Annotated in this window: 18 protein-coding genes; 7 read left to right on the plus strand and 11 right to left on the minus strand. The window is 33.2% G+C overall.

The annotated features are described in order from the left end of the window. Positions 1 to 49: 49 nt before the first annotated feature. Complete coding sequence (locus tag ACWNMZ_RS17400) at positions 50 to 355, minus strand: HesB/YadR/YfhF family protein (RefSeq protein WP_031537757.1); 306 nt, start codon at positions 353 to 355, stop codon at positions 50 to 52. Positions 356 to 827: 472 nt separating this feature from the next. Here ACWNMZ_RS17400 and ACWNMZ_RS17405 point away from each other — a divergent pair, with 472 nt between their 5' ends. After that, on the plus strand, positions 828 to 1,484 hold the full coding sequence (locus tag ACWNMZ_RS17405) for a DUF975 family protein (protein ID WP_235251517.1): 657 nt from the start codon (positions 828 to 830) through the stop codon (positions 1,482 to 1,484). 470 nt (positions 1,485 to 1,954) lie between these two features. Here the strand turns inward: ACWNMZ_RS17405 and ACWNMZ_RS17410 are convergent, their stop codons facing one another. From ACWNMZ_RS17410 to ACWNMZ_RS17420, 3 genes are all read right to left on the minus strand, one after another. Then, a complete protein-coding gene (locus tag ACWNMZ_RS17410) occupies positions 1,955 to 2,332 on the minus strand; it encodes an rRNA methyltransferase (protein ID WP_251628250.1) in 378 nt (125 codons plus the stop codon). A 104-nt stretch (positions 2,333 to 2,436) separates the two neighbouring features. Further along, positions 2,437 to 3,336 carry an aminoglycoside phosphotransferase family protein gene (locus ACWNMZ_RS17415; protein ID WP_251628251.1) on the minus strand — a complete coding sequence of 300 codons (900 nt, stop codon included), beginning with the start codon at positions 3,334 to 3,336 and terminating at the stop codon, positions 2,437 to 2,439. Positions 3,337 to 3,508: 172 nt separating this feature from the next. After that, a complete protein-coding gene (locus tag ACWNMZ_RS17420) occupies positions 3,509 to 4,738 on the minus strand; it encodes a polysaccharide deacetylase family protein (RefSeq protein WP_251628252.1) in 1,230 nt (409 codons plus the stop codon). A 229-nt stretch (positions 4,739 to 4,967) separates the two neighbouring features. On the opposite strand from ACWNMZ_RS17420, the gene ACWNMZ_RS17425 reads away from it, so the two are divergent. Next, a complete protein-coding gene (locus tag ACWNMZ_RS17425; RefSeq protein WP_251628253.1) occupies positions 4,968 to 5,834 on the plus strand; it encodes a permease in 867 nt (288 codons plus the stop codon). A gap of 14 nt (positions 5,835 to 5,848) precedes the next feature. Then, a complete protein-coding gene (locus ACWNMZ_RS17430; RefSeq protein ID WP_031537749.1) occupies positions 5,849 to 6,694 on the plus strand; it encodes a TIGR03943 family putative permease subunit in 846 nt (281 codons plus the stop codon). 44 nt (positions 6,695 to 6,738) lie between these two features. Here the strand turns inward: ACWNMZ_RS17430 and ACWNMZ_RS17435 are convergent, their stop codons facing one another. Then, a complete protein-coding gene (locus ACWNMZ_RS17435; RefSeq protein ID WP_031537748.1) occupies positions 6,739 to 7,260 on the minus strand; it encodes a GNAT family N-acetyltransferase in 522 nt (173 codons plus the stop codon). Positions 7,261 to 7,445: 185 nt separating this feature from the next. Here ACWNMZ_RS17435 and ACWNMZ_RS17440 point away from each other — a divergent pair, with 185 nt between their 5' ends. The 3 genes from ACWNMZ_RS17440 to ACWNMZ_RS17450 all read left to right on the plus strand — a co-directional run bounded on the left by ACWNMZ_RS17440 (position 7,446) and on the right by ACWNMZ_RS17450 (position 10,135). Continuing rightward, positions 7,446 to 7,664, plus strand: a complete 219-nt coding sequence (locus ACWNMZ_RS17440) for a hypothetical protein (RefSeq protein WP_031537746.1) — start codon at positions 7,446 to 7,448, stop codon at positions 7,662 to 7,664. Positions 7,665 to 7,812: 148 nt separating this feature from the next. After that, entirely contained in the window at positions 7,813 to 8,766 is a 954-nt protein-coding gene (locus ACWNMZ_RS17445) for an L-lactate dehydrogenase (RefSeq protein WP_251628255.1), read from the plus strand. Positions 8,767 to 8,881: 115 nt separating this feature from the next. After that, positions 8,882 to 10,135 (plus strand): glycoside hydrolase domain-containing protein, encoded by a 1,254-nt coding sequence (locus ACWNMZ_RS17450; RefSeq protein WP_251628257.1) that lies wholly within the window; start codon positions 8,882 to 8,884, stop codon positions 10,133 to 10,135. A gap of 290 nt (positions 10,136 to 10,425) precedes the next feature. Here ACWNMZ_RS17450 and ACWNMZ_RS17455 read toward each other — a convergent pair whose 3' ends face one another. The 4 genes from ACWNMZ_RS17455 to ACWNMZ_RS17470 form a co-directional block, all read right to left on the minus strand. Next, positions 10,426 to 10,725: a coat protein gene (locus tag ACWNMZ_RS17455; protein ID WP_031537741.1), complete on the minus strand. Its 300-nt coding sequence runs from the start codon at positions 10,723 to 10,725 to the stop codon at positions 10,426 to 10,428. Between the two features lie 149 nt (positions 10,726 to 10,874). Then, entirely contained in the window at positions 10,875 to 11,408 is a 534-nt protein-coding gene (locus ACWNMZ_RS17460) for a hypothetical protein (RefSeq protein WP_031537740.1), read from the minus strand. Further along, entirely contained in the window at positions 11,405 to 11,779 is a 375-nt protein-coding gene (locus ACWNMZ_RS17465; protein WP_031537739.1) for a hypothetical protein, read from the minus strand. Before ACWNMZ_RS17465 ends, ACWNMZ_RS17460 begins: the two co-directional genes overlap by 4 nt. A gap of 270 nt (positions 11,780 to 12,049) precedes the next feature. Continuing rightward, positions 12,050 to 13,324 carry a diguanylate cyclase domain-containing protein gene (locus ACWNMZ_RS17470; protein WP_031537738.1) on the minus strand — a complete coding sequence of 425 codons (1,275 nt, stop codon included), beginning with the start codon at positions 13,322 to 13,324 and terminating at the stop codon, positions 12,050 to 12,052. 257 nt (positions 13,325 to 13,581) lie between these two features. Here ACWNMZ_RS17470 and ACWNMZ_RS17475 point away from each other — a divergent pair, with 257 nt between their 5' ends. Further along, positions 13,582 to 14,205: a LysE family translocator gene (locus tag ACWNMZ_RS17475; protein WP_031537736.1), complete on the plus strand. Its 624-nt coding sequence runs from the start codon at positions 13,582 to 13,584 to the stop codon at positions 14,203 to 14,205. An 84-nt stretch (positions 14,206 to 14,289) separates the two neighbouring features. Here the strand turns inward: ACWNMZ_RS17475 and ACWNMZ_RS17480 are convergent, their stop codons facing one another. Beyond that, the gene (locus ACWNMZ_RS17480; protein WP_031537734.1) at positions 14,290 to 15,015 is read right to left on the minus strand and encodes an MBL fold metallo-hydrolase; all 726 of its coding nucleotides are present in this window, start codon (positions 15,013 to 15,015) and stop codon (positions 14,290 to 14,292) included. A 166-nt stretch (positions 15,016 to 15,181) separates the two neighbouring features. Further along, positions 15,182 to 17,059, minus strand: coding sequence for a molecular chaperone HtpG (gene htpG, locus ACWNMZ_RS17485; RefSeq protein WP_251628286.1), 1,878 nt, complete (start codon positions 17,057 to 17,059; stop codon positions 15,182 to 15,184). Positions 17,060 to 17,161 lie beyond the last annotated feature (102 nt).

A 17,161-nucleotide genomic window follows, 5' to 3' on the forward strand; every position in this document is an offset into this window, starting at 1 on the left:
TAATATGTAATTCCATATAACCGCCAGTTTATCGGCGGTTATATATATTTCAACCTTTTATTTTTGGTAATTTATATTGATATTCCACTTCATCCATTGCTTCATTAAATTCTACATATAAGTCGTGCCCATTAAAGTACCAAACATCTGTTTCCTCTACGTAAAAATGAATTCCTTCTGCTTCACTACTTGCTATTGCATCAACAGGTGCCTCGATGGAAAAGCCAAGTGAAAAGTTTTCTTGAACGGGACTATTTCCGTAAATCATTGGATAAAAGCGCACATAACTTCCCGTATCTAACCCTACTTCTTCTTTAAACCAAGTTAAAGCAGCTTTGCTAATATGTATGTTCATCGTACGATCCTCCTAAAAAATATATATAATTTTTCTCTTTAATTATCTTTTTATTTCAGTATATATACAAGAAAAAAGCTTAAAGCAATCTTATATCCCAAAGGAATAGTTCATTTATGGTGACAAATTACGGTATGAACAATAGCGATACATCTAATTAGTTAGTTAGCTAAAAACAAGTTGCTTGAATACGGTGTAAAAATAATGAAACCTTTCTCTATAATGTTCGTATTAAATAGAGGAAGTATATAAGAAGGAGGAGAGGTGGCAGGACCATACATAGAAGTTTATGGAAAAAGTGTGTGCAAAAGAAAAAGAGGAGGGAAGAAGCCAGCGCATCAATAGATATAAAATTAATTATTGGGGTATTTTGTCAAAAAAACATTTTCGTATTCCAATATAATTACTATAATAAAATAGACAGCAAATAAGTACATCTGTCTTTTTACATATATATAAAGGGGGATATGCATTGAAAATTTCAGCAATTAAGTATGAGGCAAGACAATCATTAAAAGGGGAATGGGGAAAAGTAGTAGGTCTTACATTCCTATATTTCATTTTAAGTACGGTAATAAATTTCTCTGTTGAAGTTTATGCTAGTGGAGGCATTTTAAATTGGTTTAATCAAGATTATACACCACCATTAGCATCCATATTAAATGCCATTATTAGTATTATTTTAATCCCATTAACTATAGCAATTAGTTGGTTTTATCTCGATATCGTTAGAGAGAAAAGTCCTGAAATTCCGCAGGTTTTTACGATATATACGGATGCAAGGTTAGCTCTAAAATCCATTGGTACGACTATCATGATAGGTATATTTACATTCTTATGGTCTTTATTATTATTAATTCCGGGAATTATCAAAGGGCTAGCATATTCACAGACATTTATGATTTTAAAAGATCATCCAGAGCTATCCGTTTTTGAAGCAATTACAGAAAGCAGAAGAAGAATGGTTGGTTACAAATGGAAGTTCTTCCTGTTAAACTTAAGCTTTATTGGATGGGGCTTCTTATGTCTATTGTCTCTAGGAATCGGTTTCTTATGGTTAACTCCGTATATCTATACGTCTAATGCAACTTTTTATCATAAATTAATCGCAGAAAAAAAGACGCTTTAACTAAGCGATTGTTGATGGAGATACCCAGAGAACAGAAACTAAATCTGTTCTCTGTTTTTTTATATGCAAAGGTTAAATGCTAATATTATGTAAACTTGACGAGAGAAGAGATGTATAGAAATGGTTCCGCTGAGCATCTATAAGCCAAATTTATATATAGTATTGCGAAAATGGAATGATTGCTGATTTTAAATAGCAAGCTAAGAATTGTTTATATTAAATATTTAAACAACTAATAGATAAATGGTTTTAGTAAATGTATAATAATATTATTATCTACAATAAAATAGCTGAGTTGTATTGGATGCATATTGAATGATTAAATGTTCGAAATAAACGATAATTTTTTTATTTTGTCTCACTATCTAAAGTATACTTTATTTTGAGATGAGATTTATTAATATTTGAATTGCTGTGTATAATATATATTATGTTCGGGGCGTTTCAATAAGTATAAGAATATAGTAAGACTACATTCTCTCTACTCTATTCTTATACTGTTTATCTTTAATATCATTTAAATCGATAAATTTCGTGCTGTATTCTAAAATATCGTTCAAATACAAATGATTTGATTTTGCAAATTGTTTCGCATTCTCCAATAATTGTTTATCGTAAGTTGTTTTATATTGAACTCGATCCTTTGGTCTGGATTCTTTTGAGAATTGAATCATATTATTTGCTAGTAAATTTCTTAGACCGTTTTCAAATAAATAATTTATGTGCGTATCATTTTCTTCAGCCATTTTGCTTAATGTATCGATGATTTCTTTACTAATGTTTGTTCTAAATTTGACTCTAGATTGATCCGTTTCTTGAATTAATTTACCGTTTACTAATCTCCACAATTTTTTGTAAACCTCCTATCAAATGCTATGGTTAATAACATTTTTGTTATTCATATATTCTTCATTTTTCATTATTATATCTTATTTTTACTAATTTAGGGAGTTCATCTAGCATTAATAAACTCATAGAGACAATTAAACCGCTCTAATGCAGTTTCCCAATTTATATTATACTGATTCTCCAGTGCATAAAGTAATTCATGAAATACTGGCTGTAGCCCGTAAAAATTACTTACTCTTTTAAATATGGCTTCTGTTTTTTCGGAAGATTGATAGCAGGATAATACATTCTTCGTGAAGTCTGGACCGTATGCCCAATAGATACCCGCAAAGTCAAAAGCAGGGTCTCCAATTTGTGCATCTGTAAAATCAATAATGCCACTAATCCTCCCCTTCTGTTCATTATAAATAATGTTTGAGGTCGTTAAGTCTCCATGAATGATAACTTTCTTAGCGGGTATGTCTTCATAGCTTTCTAGAAAGCGCTCAAATAAATGGGCAATCTGTTCTTGCTGTTTGTACTTTAAAAATGGAAATACTTGTCGTTCTACTTTCTTGTAGAAAGACTCCCAATAAGAATGGTTATGAAGGCTTGTTAACATACTACTGTTTAATTGTGCTACTTCGACACTATGTAATTTTGTGAGAAAGTCGCCAACCAATCTGGCGTTCTCAAAATGACAAGTAATGGTATTAGGAGCATATTCAGATAAAGATTTCCCTTCAATCAGAGGATATTTTACACCTTTAACTTTGTCATCTTCATGCATATACTCAAATTCAGGTATTACCAACAGTGGATTTCTCGCTTTTACTGCTGTTAAAATTTCGCCTTCTGTTTTTACTTTTGCTGCCACTTCTTCCGATTTAGGAAATCTAAAGACTAAGTTATTATTAATAATAACTAGATCGTTGTCCCACCCCCTATTATTTACTTTTACTTCTTTAATCACGAAATGGGGAAAATATCTTTTTATAAATGCAAGCCTTTCTTTTTCTTTCATTTCGTTAGCCTCTCTTCTGTTATTACATTTAGGATTTCAGTAATCATACTGTCCCCTTCTATATGATTGAAAGTGTCAGAGTTTGCTTTTATTAAAACGAATGATTAATAGAAACTATATTAATCATTCGTTTAGAGTGCCGTCTTTCCTTTACCACTAACATAATTTCTAATTACTGATATGCCTCTACCCCCAACAATTCATCCAAGCCAACAATTTCAAATCCTTTTTTTTGAACGGCTTTAATGATTGTAGGTAATGCCTTTGCTGTTTCTGTTTTTTCTGAATCTGAATGCATTAAAATAATATCGCCGTTTCGCAAATTATCTGTGACATTTTTGATAATATTTTCAGCATCCTTTTGTGACCAATCAAGTGTATCGATTGACCAAATTATCACAGAGTAGCCTTTATCTTTGGCATTTTCTATTAAGGTTTCATTTGTTTCCCCATATGGTGGTCTAATCATCGCGGGCTCTTTCCCAATAATTGTTTGAATAGCAAGCCCTGCATTGTTTATTTCATTTGCTTGTTCAGCATTGCTTAAAGTAGTCAAATCAACATGATGATAGCTATGACTTAATACTAAATTACCGTTTTCATAGGCATTTTTAACAACTTGTGGGTACTTTTCTGCTTCACTGCCAATAAAGAAAAAATTCCCTTTCACATGATGGTTTTGTAATATTTCAATTATTTTTGGTGTCACGATTTCGTCAGGACCATCATCAAAGGTTAAAGAAATCTTCTTTTCATTTCGTCCATTTATGTATAAATTAGGCTGATTTTCTTTAAAGTTCACGATATCACTCCTCCAAGTTTGCATCGCTTGCCATTGCTTGTTTGTTAGCTGATCAGAGTTTCCCTTTAAATCTAATACATAGCCAGCTTGCTCCCCTCTCTCTTCATTATAAACAGATAGATGGTCCACTTTATCTGTTTCATTCAGGATGATAAATTTAAGCTGAATCTCCTTTGAAAGGTTATAAACAATTATTTTTTCCCCTTCACCTGTTCTTATTTCTGCTGGTTCTCCTATTACTTCTTTTAAATCAGACAAGGAGAATACCTGTAATTGCTTTTTATAGGAACGAATATCATAAATCTCTCCTTTTGCAGTAAAACCAAACACGGTATTCTTTTTATCATAGGTAGCGTAAAAGCCATTCCCTACATGGTCTGTTCTAACTGGCTCTTCCCATTGCATTTCTACCTGTTCTATCGTATTGGAAAATACGTTAAAGGGACTTGTATCTGTCATTCCTTTTTTTGCTGTTTCCACTATATCCGTTAAATAGTCAGAAGGAAAATCGATATTTTTTTGTTCTTGATTTGTTTCACTCTGGTTAAGATCACCTGCTTCTTTTGGTTTCTGAGCACTACATGCAGCCATGATTAACATCTGGAATATTACAAGGAAATAGAGCAAATACTTTGTCTTCAGTTTTGTTCACCTTCTCTTCTGTGGCGTTCATCCTATCACTATTAATGTAAGGGTTTATGAATTCGTTTGCAATAACTAATTAAAAATCGGCGATATGGGTATTTTTTGTTTTCATCTGATTTTAATCATTGTTCCTTATAATAATGAATTCATGTAATCTAACGAAAAAGTAGGTGTTCTTTTAAAAATGAATGTGGAAACATTATTACAATTAAATACGATCTTTATAAGTATCATTATTGAGGCACTGCCCTTTATATTAATTGGTGTTCTTATTTCTGGAATCATACAAATCTTTGTTTCAGAAGAATTTATTGCGAAAATCATGCCGAAGAATCCAATTCTTGCGATTTTATTTGCTTCATTAGTTGGAAGCATTATTCCCGCATGTGAATGTGGAATAATACCAATTACAAGAAGGCTAATCTTAAAAGGTGTACCACTGCCAGCAAGTATTGCTTTTATGCTCACTGGCCCGATTATTAACCCGGTAGTTATTTTTTCCACCTATGTTGCATTTGGAAACAGCTGGAGAATGGTGATTCTTCGGTCGGTTGCTGCGCTTATTTGTTCGATTCTAGTTGGACTTGCTTTGCAAAAAACAGTGAAACAGTCGCCATTAAAAAATCATGTGCCAGAACATATGCACTATCATTCGTTTAAAGGACGAATCGAAGCAATGTTTAAACATTCTATAGACGAATTTTTCTCTGTAGGAAAATATTTAGTGATTGGTTCGTTCATTGCTGCCGCTGTACAAACATTTGTGAAAACATCTACCCTTGTATCAATAGGACATGGGCAGGCATCCTCTCATCTTGTTATGATGGGACTCGGCTATATCCTAAGTCTTTGTTCCCAAGCAGATGCATTTGTGGCAGCGAGCTTTAGAAACAGCTTCTCAGAAGGATCAATTCTTGCATTCCTAGTATTTGGTCCAATGTTAGATATTAAGAATACATTGATGCTCTTAAGTACGTTTAAAGCTAAGTTTGTTATCTTACTAACAAGTCTTATTACCATCATCGTGTTTCTCGTAACCATTTTTCTATAAAGAGGTGAAAAAAAATGCTTCGTATATTTGTGTTAATCGGCTTTACTTATTTATTTTTGCATTTACATGCTACTGGCGATATCTCGAAATATATTAATATGAAATATTCATATATATCAGAATCAGCCATTTATATATTTGTACTCTTTACAATTATATGTGTCTATAACTATATGAAAAAGGATAAAAATAACCATGATCATGATTCTTGTGAACATTGTGGGCACGATCATTCCCATGAAGAAAATAGCTTTTGGAAACGTGGATTAACGATTGTAGCATTAATGCTGCCAATACTAACGGGGTTAATGCTTCCAGTAGCAACCCTTGACTCCAATATTGTAGAAAAAAAAGGTTTGTATTTCCCTGCATATGATGAAGGAGATGAGTATAGCCAGCATCAATTTTTGCAGCCAAATACAAGCAGTTATTATGGAAAAGAAGGTTATGCAGAAGTAATGGATAAGGGTTTGGATAAATTAAAGAATCTAAAAGAAATTACTTTAGGAGAAGATAATTTTTTAAATGATTTAGAAACGATTTATAATTATCCAGGACAATTTATGGATCGGGAAATTACCATCACTGGTTTTTCGTATAAGGAAGAAGATTTAATGAATAATCAGCTGTTCTTGCTGCGATTTGGCATCATACATTGCATTGCAGATGCTGGCGTATTTGGCATGCTTCTAGATATTCCAGATGATATGAAAAAAGACAATGACCAGTGGCTACAGGTAACTGGAAAGCTTGAAACCATTTACTATCAACCATTTAAGAAAACCATTCCGATTCTTAAAGTTACAGATTGGAAAACAATAAATGAGCCCGATGATCCTTACGTGTATCGTCAATATTAAAAAATAGGGAATGTTAGCTTTTTGCATTACATTCCCTATTTTTTTTATACGTATTTTTCCATGCGGATATCGTCCCACATTCTATCTTGATAGTAGGTAAATTGTTTGTTTTTCCCGATTTCTTGGTAGCCAAGTTTGCTGTATAATTTTTGAGCACTTTTATTAAATTCGAATACCCCTAATTCTATTCTTTTTAGACCCTGCTTTTTAATCTGTTCTTCTAAATATCTAAGCGAAGTGGAGCCTATCCCTCTCCCTCTAGCGATTTCTTCCCCTATTGTAATAGCAATCCATGCAGTCCCTCTTTCTTTTTTATACAAATGGACTGGGTCAACTGTATAATTCATTTCCCCTACCAGTATATTGTCTAGATATATTTCATACATATGGTATGTTGTTAACCGTTTATTGATTTCTTCTTTTGTTATCCGTACATAGCTTTCTACATCCTCTTTATTCCGACAAGGATGGATTAATGGGATTAGCTTTGGATCATTCTCCCATTTGTTTAAACTGGTAATCAGTTGGTCTGTTGGATCTCCTGTTTTTTGAAAGGAAATTTTCATGTGTGGGTCCCTCACCTTTATATAGTCTTCTTTCATTATAAGCGAAAACAAGTGAAGTTGGTCCGTAATCTTTTTCCTCTAGGAGCAAATTTGTCCCATAAGACAATATTGTTTTTGTTCTAATTTATTTCATAAATCATATTTATTTTATTATGAGAAAAATTCGAATAAAGGAGTGAAATAACTTGGTAACTGTTCACTTTTTTGATAATAGCACAAATGTATTAACTCAACTCCGGCAAGAAATCCCAAATGTTGAACAAGAAATAAAAATTAAAGGACGCAAAGGAAAAATACTATCGGTTATTCAATTGAAAGAGGATGTATTTCAAGCAAATGTAGAATTTGAAAAGATTGTAAAAAAAGCAGCCGTTGCAGCAGACTCTAAAAAAAGAAAACGCTAAGGCATTTCAGAGAAGCTTACTTTAAAGTGGCTTCTTTTTTTTCGTTCAGATAATATTTGCCTTCCTCCTCTCTCATTAATGTGGATACATAATTCCCGTTAAAATAACAAATGATATAGTTAAAATATGTTCAAAAGGAGAATGAAGGATGCTTAGTAATAAAGTTAGCCGTGTAGCCTTAATTGGCACAGGTTTTGTAGGATCTAGTTACGCATTTGCGTTAATGAATCAAGGGATTGTGGATGAATTATTGTTAATTGATCTTAATAAAGATAAAGCAATTGGAGATGTAATGGATTTGAATCATGGCAAAGTCTTTGCTCCTAACCCAATAAGTATTAAATATGGAGAGTATAAGGATTGCACGGAGATGGATCTAGTTGTTATATGTGCTGGAGCTAATCAAAAACCTGGTGAAACACGTCTTGATTTAGTGGAAAAGAATTTAAAAATATTTAAATCGATTGTCGATCAAGTGATGGCAAGTGGCTTTCATGGAATATTCTTAGTTGCAACAAATCCAGTAGACATTTTAACCTATGCAACTTGGCGATATAGTGGACTTCCGAAAAATCAAGTTGTTGGCTCTGGGACAATTTTGGATACTGCTCGGTTCCGTTTTCTACTTGGAGATTACTTTAAAGTTGCTCCAACTAGTGTCCATGCCTATATTATTGGAGAGCATGGCGACAGTGAACTGCCAGCCTATAGTTCAGCAGATGTTGCCGGTATTCCTGTTTATAAGCTAATGAAAAGAGCGGCTGAATATAAAATGGAGGATTTAGACGAAATTTTTGTGAATGTGCGTGACGCAGCCTACAAAATTATTGAAGGGAAAGGTGCTACTTATTATGGGATTGCTATGGGACTTGTGCGAATTACAAAGGCAATCTTAAGTAATGAAAATAGTGTATTAACCGTATCTGCCTATTTAGATGGCCAATATGGAGAAAAGGATGTCTATATAGGTGTACCTGCAGTAATAAATAGAGAAGGAATACGTGAAGTCGTTGAATTGGAACTAGCTGAAGATGAGCAAGAAAAATTTCATCATAGTGCGACTATATTAAAAGATATTCTAAAACCTCATTTTAATAAATAAACCATTCTCTCTTGATCTGCTATGGATGGTATTGCATAACTTCTAAATAGCCCACACCCAAACAGCCTAGTTTACATACTTTATATGGTAAGTAAATTAGGAAAGGTGTGACAGAATGGATTGGAAGAAATACCTTCTCATAGCAGCTGCTACTTTCTTGATTCTATTTTCCGGCATTGTAACTGTATTGCTTTTTCATACAAAGAGTGTGGAAGCAGACAAAGAACCAAGTAATTCGGTTGATTCACAAGGCACTGCTACAACGGAAAGCGGCCAAGGAAATGTTAATATATCAGTAACAAATAATATTCAAAATATTGTAAGCAGTGAAGCGAAAGCAACGATTGATAATAAAGTAACGAATGATATAGAGGATACAAATGCATCGATTGAAAATACAATTGATAATAAAACAGAAGATGACGCATCTGTTACCATTAATAATGCCATAGAGAATCTGTTAAAAGGGCAGGTAAATGGTACAACAACTAACTCGATTACAAACAATATTCTTTCTAATAATAAAGCGGAATTAGCAAATAAAATATTAAATGACTTAGATTTAACAGTTGATGTAAATGTCACAAATGAGCTTAATACAAATGGAAAACAAGAAAACACAAATAATGATAATGAAAATTCAAATGATAGTGACGATAGCAATAATGAGGAAAATAGCAACGATAATAACGGAGATACGGATAATAATGAGGAGACTTCCTATTTATGGGGAATTGATTCCGCTAGTGAAACAACGGAGGATTTCTATGCTTGTGTGAGAGATAACTTTGGAACCCCAAAAATTGTTGCACGCTATTTAGGTACAAATGATGGGGTTTCACACGGTCTAACAGGGGAACAAATTGATTTAATTCACTCCAATGAGGCAGATATCCTTCTAATCTATAACGGATTCACTGATGCAACTGGCTATGATAATGGTGTTAGTGAAGCGAAAAAAGCGATTGCATTAGCTAATGACCTAAGTACTCCTGATGGTGTTGCGATTTTTGCTGACATAGAGCCAAACTATCCAGTCGATGCCGCCTTTATTGAGGGGTGGTATGACGAAGTAAGCAATTCCTCTTACGAACCTGCAATCTATGGTATCTTTGATTCAGGAGAGGCACTTACAAATGCTTTTAATGAGGCTGTTGAAAATAAGGGAGAAATAAAGGAAAATACGTATCTATGGTCTGCTTCTCCAAACATTGGAATTACTACTGAACAAGATGCACCAGAATTTAAAGTGGATGCTCCAGAAGGTTCTCTTGCATATGGCTGGCAATATGGCATTGATGATGAAACATGTAATATAGATACAAATCTATTTGATAGTAAAATAACAGATGTATTATGGAAACATTAAAAAAGACTCATCTTACTAACGAGCCTTCGGAAAGTAAGATGACTTTTTTTTGTTTGTTTCATGCAGGGATCATGTAGAGATATTGTTTTTGTAGAACAGGATTTTTTTTCTTGTTTCATACAAACTGGAAACGACAAGTAAACCACCAAAAAGACAATAATGATGGAATTTATTTATATCCGATTGTCTTTCCATTCATTTTTTCTTCTAGAAGATGGGATTAGTTTATTTCCTTACTCCTTTATACTGTGATCGTTTATTTTCAGTATATTATCGTAAATAAGAAGATATTATCGATTCCTTCTCCAGCCCCCGTTAATTTCTAGTCGAAATCGCATAAAATCAGAAATTAATCTGGCTGTTTTGCCTTCTTGACTATGTTCTCTTAATCTTGATTGGACACAGTGCAGTAATCTTTCATCACAATATCGACAGGAACCGTATGTGTCAACACATTGATCATGTCTTTGGCAACAGGAATCTACATAATTAATTGGCGCACCAGGACCGCTGCAACCCGGTCCACAATAGCGATAACCACCTGGCAGACAGATTCTTATCGGATTTTTATTCCTTTTTTTCTTTTGCATTTTTTTGATTCTCCCTTCTCTTTAGTCTATGAGGCATAAAAAACAAGGTTTGGGGAATCAATCTATAGAAACAGAATAATTTGAACCATTTATTACATAAAAAAGGATTGTCCAAAAGAGAGTACCCTTTTTGAACAACCCTTTATATATTAGCTTTGTTTCTTGAAAATTTTGGAAATGATTTCATCTGTTGACATATCGCTTTTTATTTTGAATGAACCAAGCTTTAAGTATTCTGCAACGCCTTTTTTATCTACTTTTTGTGAGAATTCCAAGGCAGTTTCTTTAATGATTTTTTCATCATGTAAAATGCTTCCTACATCATAGCTAGTCATACCGCTTGAAACAGTAACAGTGACTGTCTTCACTTCCTCTTCTTGCTCTTCTTCTTTGTCCTCTTTCTTTTCTTCAGAAGTATTGGATTCAGATGCTTGTTTTTGCTCTTCTTCCTTTTGTTTCGCTTCTTCTGAAGTTTGAACAACATATCCGCTGCTTGTTAAAATTTCTTTCATTTCTTCTACAGTCGGTGTATTTGCTACATCTTCCGTCACTTTGTCTACCTTTTCCACTTTGTTTTCTTCTGCCTTTACAGAATCATCTTTTGTAGAGAAATAGACAATTCCACTAACAGATGTTGCTAAAAGTAGTCCTGCTGCGAAACTTGTGATTATCGTTGGTTTCATTGTAAAACACTTCTCCTTTCTTCTTTTCCAAGTAAGTAAGGAGCTAACATCTCTTCTACTTCAGTTTGAGTAAGCTTCTTTTGAGCTGCAATACTTTCAACTGAATACTTACGTCTATGCAAGTCAAGTACTTCTCTTAAAACCGTACGGTCCTTAGAAGCAAGTTGAACGCCAGATTCTTTTTCCATTATTTCTATGTCCAGCTCAAGATGACGAATTTGTTTTTGCAACTGTGCTATTTCTTCCATCACAGAAAGGTGAATTACATCTATTTCACGTTGCTCTGATTTTGACGTTTGTTTTGCTTTAATAACGGAAGTAATGAGCAAAATGGCTGCTGCAATAAACAAAATGGCTAGGGTCCATTCCATTTTAATGATCCTCCCTCTTTCAGAATCTACTTTCCTAAGTACCTATTATACATTCTTTTTGATTATTTTTCGATCATATTCTACAAAATCCTTCAATAGTTAGACAAGTTGGGACAATTTTGCAACTTTTATTATATGAAAATAGTAGCAAGTATCCTTTAAAATAATAGGTTTAGCACAGGGAATCAGAAAATTATTAAGTGGAGCTGCTGAGCAGTTAGTAATATATACCTAAACATAAAAAACGATTCATTAGCATGTGCTATTGAATCATCCTCCATTAGTTTGTGTTATTTGAAAGCCATTTTTCCCTTGTTTTTTCATATGATACATAATTTTGTCAGCGTTTTGCATTAATGTTTCTATATCTTTCCCATGATCAGGATAGATGCTTATGCCGATACTACAAGTAATAGAATGTAGCTTATTATCCATTCTGAGTGGATGGTTAAAAATCGAAATCAATCTTTTTGCATAATCCTCGACTTCTTGTTTTGTGTTCATACCTTCTACTAGGAGAATAAATTCATCTCCACCTAAACGGCATAGAAAATCATTCTCCCTTACAGAACCTTTCATCCTTGCAGCAATAAGCTTTAGTGCTCGATCACCATATTTATGACCTAGTGTATCGTTAATTTGTTTAAAATCGTCAATATCTATGAATAGCAAAGCAAAAGTTTTCTCCTTATCCTTACTATCCATTAATCTTGAAATGGTTTTATATAGATGCCGTCGATTCGGTAGTTCTGTCAGTGTATCATATAAAGCTTGTCTTTTTATAATCTTTTCATATGCCTTTCTTTCCGAAATATCTCTTGCAATCGTTGAAAGGAAATGAATATTTTGATTGTTAGCCTTGTGGGTCACAATTATTTGCGAAACAGGAATTTCTTTCCCCATAGAGTTAGAAAGAGTGTTTTCTCCCCTCCAAATACTTTTCTCAGCAGAAAGCTCGTTTTCGTTTATGTCAACAATTTTATTTGTCCATAACTGTGCGTTAACGGAATGTAATTCTTCTATTCCCTCAGGAATGCCAAGAAAAGCTCTAGCAGAAGGATTTAAATAGGTGGTATTTCCAAAGCTATCCGCTGTTGCAATTAAGTCTGGAGAAGCTTCGATAATATCTAGCAATTGTTGTTGACGATCTTGATTTTTCTTCCATAAGGTGATATCTCGATTTATGCCTCTATATCCGATAGTATTATTTTGATTATCTATTATGGGATTCGCATTTGTCTCGATAAATACTTCATGCCCATTGCGGTGAATCATCGTGAAATCTAGATTTTGTAAGGAACTATTATTCTCCATAGCGCTCAAGACAATTGCTTGAACTGATTCTACTTCATTTATTTTAATGAAAGAAAACATCGATTTTCCAAGTAATTCATTAGCGGAATATCCCAATGTCTCTTCTACGATGGAATTGGAATATGTAAATTCCCATTGTTCATTAATTTGCCAAATCCAGTCGTTTACATGCTCCACCAGCAAACGAAAAAAATCATTAGATGGTGTATCGTTATCTTTCATACTATTCATCGTTAAGTCTCCTACTAAAGAATAATTATAGGCAAATGGGTGTTTTCAGTATTTTCTATTATTTAACTATTATATCATTATTCGTCTATTTTTTAAAGAATACTTTGAAATCAAGAGATTAACCCCACAATTTAATATTGTTGATTCAAACCGATGGAAACCTTAATTGCTCATGTAAAAAAATTTCCTGAATAAGTGGTACAGGCTTCCTTTTTTGAATACGTTTAATATAGACGTTTATATTAGGAGGATCGTTAATGGATAGTATTTTATATTATATTGCCTTAGGTTTATCATTGGCAGCACCGATTGGGCCTGTGAATGCTGCAGTTATAAACAGAGGTCTTAGATATGGTTTTCGTCATGCTTGGGTTCTATCACTAGGTTCTCTATTGGGTGACGTTTTCTTCATCATTCTCGTATATTTTGGAGTAGCAAAATTAGCTAATATCCCTATTGTACAAACCTTTCTGTGGCTATTTGGTGCATTTGTCCTCATTTACACAGGTATAGAAGGAGTCATGACAAAAACAAGTACAATCTCAAGAAGCAGTAAGGATACTAACTCTATGTTTCGATCGTTTATAACTGGGTTGCTTATGAGTATAATGAATCCGCTGTCGATTATCTTCTGGCTAGGAATATATGGATCTATATTAGCCACTACTATACATAATTTAAGTACAAGCACCTTATTATTGTATACAGGTTGTATGTTATTTGGTGTTGCCATCTGGGATCTCACTGTTTCGGTTTTATCGAGTTTCTTTCGAACGGTTGTCTCCGAACAGCTAATTACCTTTATCAGCAAGATCTCAGGTCTAATATTGCTTTTATTCGGCGGCTATTTTGGAATTCGGGGGATTCAATTCTTTTTATAAAAATTTTCATTTGAAATAGATGCCTATCTGAACCATTCTCTATTATTTATGGTTTTAGAGATATTTTAGATAAGGCATCTTTTTTTAGATTGTTTTTAACTTTACTAGACCATGTAATTGTTCCATCACATTATCAGATACAATTCCACCGTGATAACACACAATTTTTGTAATTGGATAGGTTAGAAACTTTTCAATCGATTGAATGGCAAGGTTCATATCCGGCGTATGTACTGGATTAGGTAGGTGAAGCTTTCCGTTTACAGCAGTTAATGCATCACCAGCAACCAAGGTCCCTGATTTTTTATGGAATAAGCTTATATGCCCCGGTGTATGGCCAGGTGTGTGAATTATCTCAAGTCCTTCATTAATAGGTAGTAATTGACCATCTTCTAGTGAATTGGTAACTTGGGCCTTTGGTGGGTGTAGATAAATAAACTTTAATGAGTCTGGTAATGCTTCCCATTGCTCTTCATTAAATTTAGCAGGATTTGCTTTTAATAAAGGTTGATTTCCTTCTATATAAGGGATATCCTCTTTATGTGCATATATGGTTAAATGCTGTGTGCATGCTGTTAATATTTCTGGTAAGCTTCCAATATGATCAATATCCTGGTGTGTTAACAAGATGTCTGTTAAATCTTCCAATGATTTATTTGCTTTAGCCATAACTAAATTTATGTCTTCCATATATCCAGGCATTCCTGTATCTATTAATAATGTTTGTTTTTCATCCCATATTAGGGTTGGGTGCATGACAAAGGAATTTTTTTCAATCGTCAATATCTCTATTCCTTTTAATTCTGCCATATAATTGTTCCCCATCTCTGATTGTTTTTTTATAAGTATAGCGGTTTCGTTTTAAATAGTAAAACATAATTTAACAGGAAGAAGATGTTTTTTATAAATGGAAAAATTGGGAAGGATATAAAGAAGAAAAACCGCACTTTCCAATTGAAAATGCGGTTTTCGTTGTCTATTTCATTAGTTTACAAATATTGTTTGTGAACTCTACTGGATCCTCAATGGATAAACCTTCAATTAGTAATGCTTGGTTATAAAGAAGGTTTGTATAAAGGGCCACTTTATCTTTATCATTCTCAAAAGCCTCTCTTAACGCTTGGAAAATTTCATGGTTCTTGTTAATTTCTAAAACTTTATCTGCTTTGATATTTTGATTATCTGGCATCATACTTAGGACTTTTTCCATCTCAATGGAGACTTCTCCTTCGGCAGTTAAGCAAACAGGATGTGATTTTAAACGAGTTGATACTTTTACGCCTTTCACTTTATCGGAAAGAATATCCTTCATATAATCAAACAATGCTTTATTTTCCTCTGTTGCTTCTTTTTCTTCTTTTTCTTCTTCCTGGTTAAGACCTAAATCACCGCTAGATACTGATTTGAATTCTTTTTCTTTATAATTAGCAATCATTTTAATGGCGAATTCATCAATATCATCTGTTAAATACAGAATTTCATATCCTTTATCGCTAACTAATTCCGTTTGTGGAAGCTTATCAATACGTTCAATAGAATCTCCAGATGCATAATATATAAATTTTTGATCTTCTGGCATTCTTTCTACATATTCATCTAATGATACTAATTTTTTCTCTTTTGAAGAATAGAAAAGTAGAAGATCTTGTAGCATTTCTTTATTCATTCCGAAATCATTGTAGACACCAAATTTTATTTGTCTACCAAATGATTCATAGAAAGATTCATATTTTTCTCTTTCATCTTTTAGTAGGCTTAGAAGCTGACTTTTAATTTTCTTTGTTAAATTCTTTTCAATACGCTTCAATTGGCGATCATGCTGCAGCATTTCTCTTGAAATATTAAGAGATAAATCTTCTGAATCGACCATACCTTTTACAAAGCTAAAGTAATCGGGCAGTAAGTCCCCGCATTTCTCCATAATTAAAACGCCATTTGAATAAAGCTCCAAACCTTTTTCATATTCTTTAGAATAATAATCAAAAGGAGTTTTTTCTGGAATATAAAGGATCGCGTTATAACGAATTGCACCATCTACGCTAACATGAATATGCTTTAACGGTTTGTCATAGCCATAGCGTTTTTCTTCATAGAAATTTTGATAATCTTCATCTGTTAATTCATTTTTATTCTTTCTCCAAATAGGAACCATGCTATTTAGAATTTGCTCTTCCCTAACTTCCTCGTATTCGTTTTCTGTGCCTTCTTTTAATTTACTTGAAGTCACTTCCATTTTAATTGGATAACGGATAAAGTCTGAGTACTTTTTAATAATCGATTTTAAGCGATATTCTTCTAAATATTCATCGTATTGATCTTCTTCGGTATTTTCCTTAATTGTCAGGATAATATCTGTACCGATTGCCGATTTCTCTGTTTCTTCAATGGTATAACCATCTGCACCTTTTGAAATCCATTTATATGCAGTATCACTATTTAATGATTTAGTAATTACTGTTACCTCATCTGCTACCATGAATGCAGCATAGAATCCAACCCCAAACTGCCCAATTATGTCATGGCCATCTTTCGAATCGTTTTCCTTTTTGAAAGCAAGGGAGCCGCTTTTGGCGATTGTACCTAAATTCGATTCCAGCTCTTCCTTTGTCATCCCAATTCCAGTATCGGAAATAGTTAATGTCCGTTTTTCTTTATCTGCTGTTATTTTAATAAAATAATTATCTTTTTCAAAATTAATGGTATCATCTGTTAAAGCTTTATAGTAGATTTTATCAATTGCATCACTAGCATTTGAGATTAACTCACGTAAGAATACTTCCCTTTGTGAATAGATGGAGTTAATCATCATTTCTAATAATCGTTTCGATTCTGCTTTAAATTCCTTTGTTTCGATCATTTTTATACACCCTTTCTCTTCATTCTTATGTAATAATATTAGCACTTAAAGTTCGTGAGTGCTAATCTATTAATTTAATATCATATTTCATAAGGTATG

The organism is Niallia sp. Marseille-Q9988, from assembly GCF_976954375.1.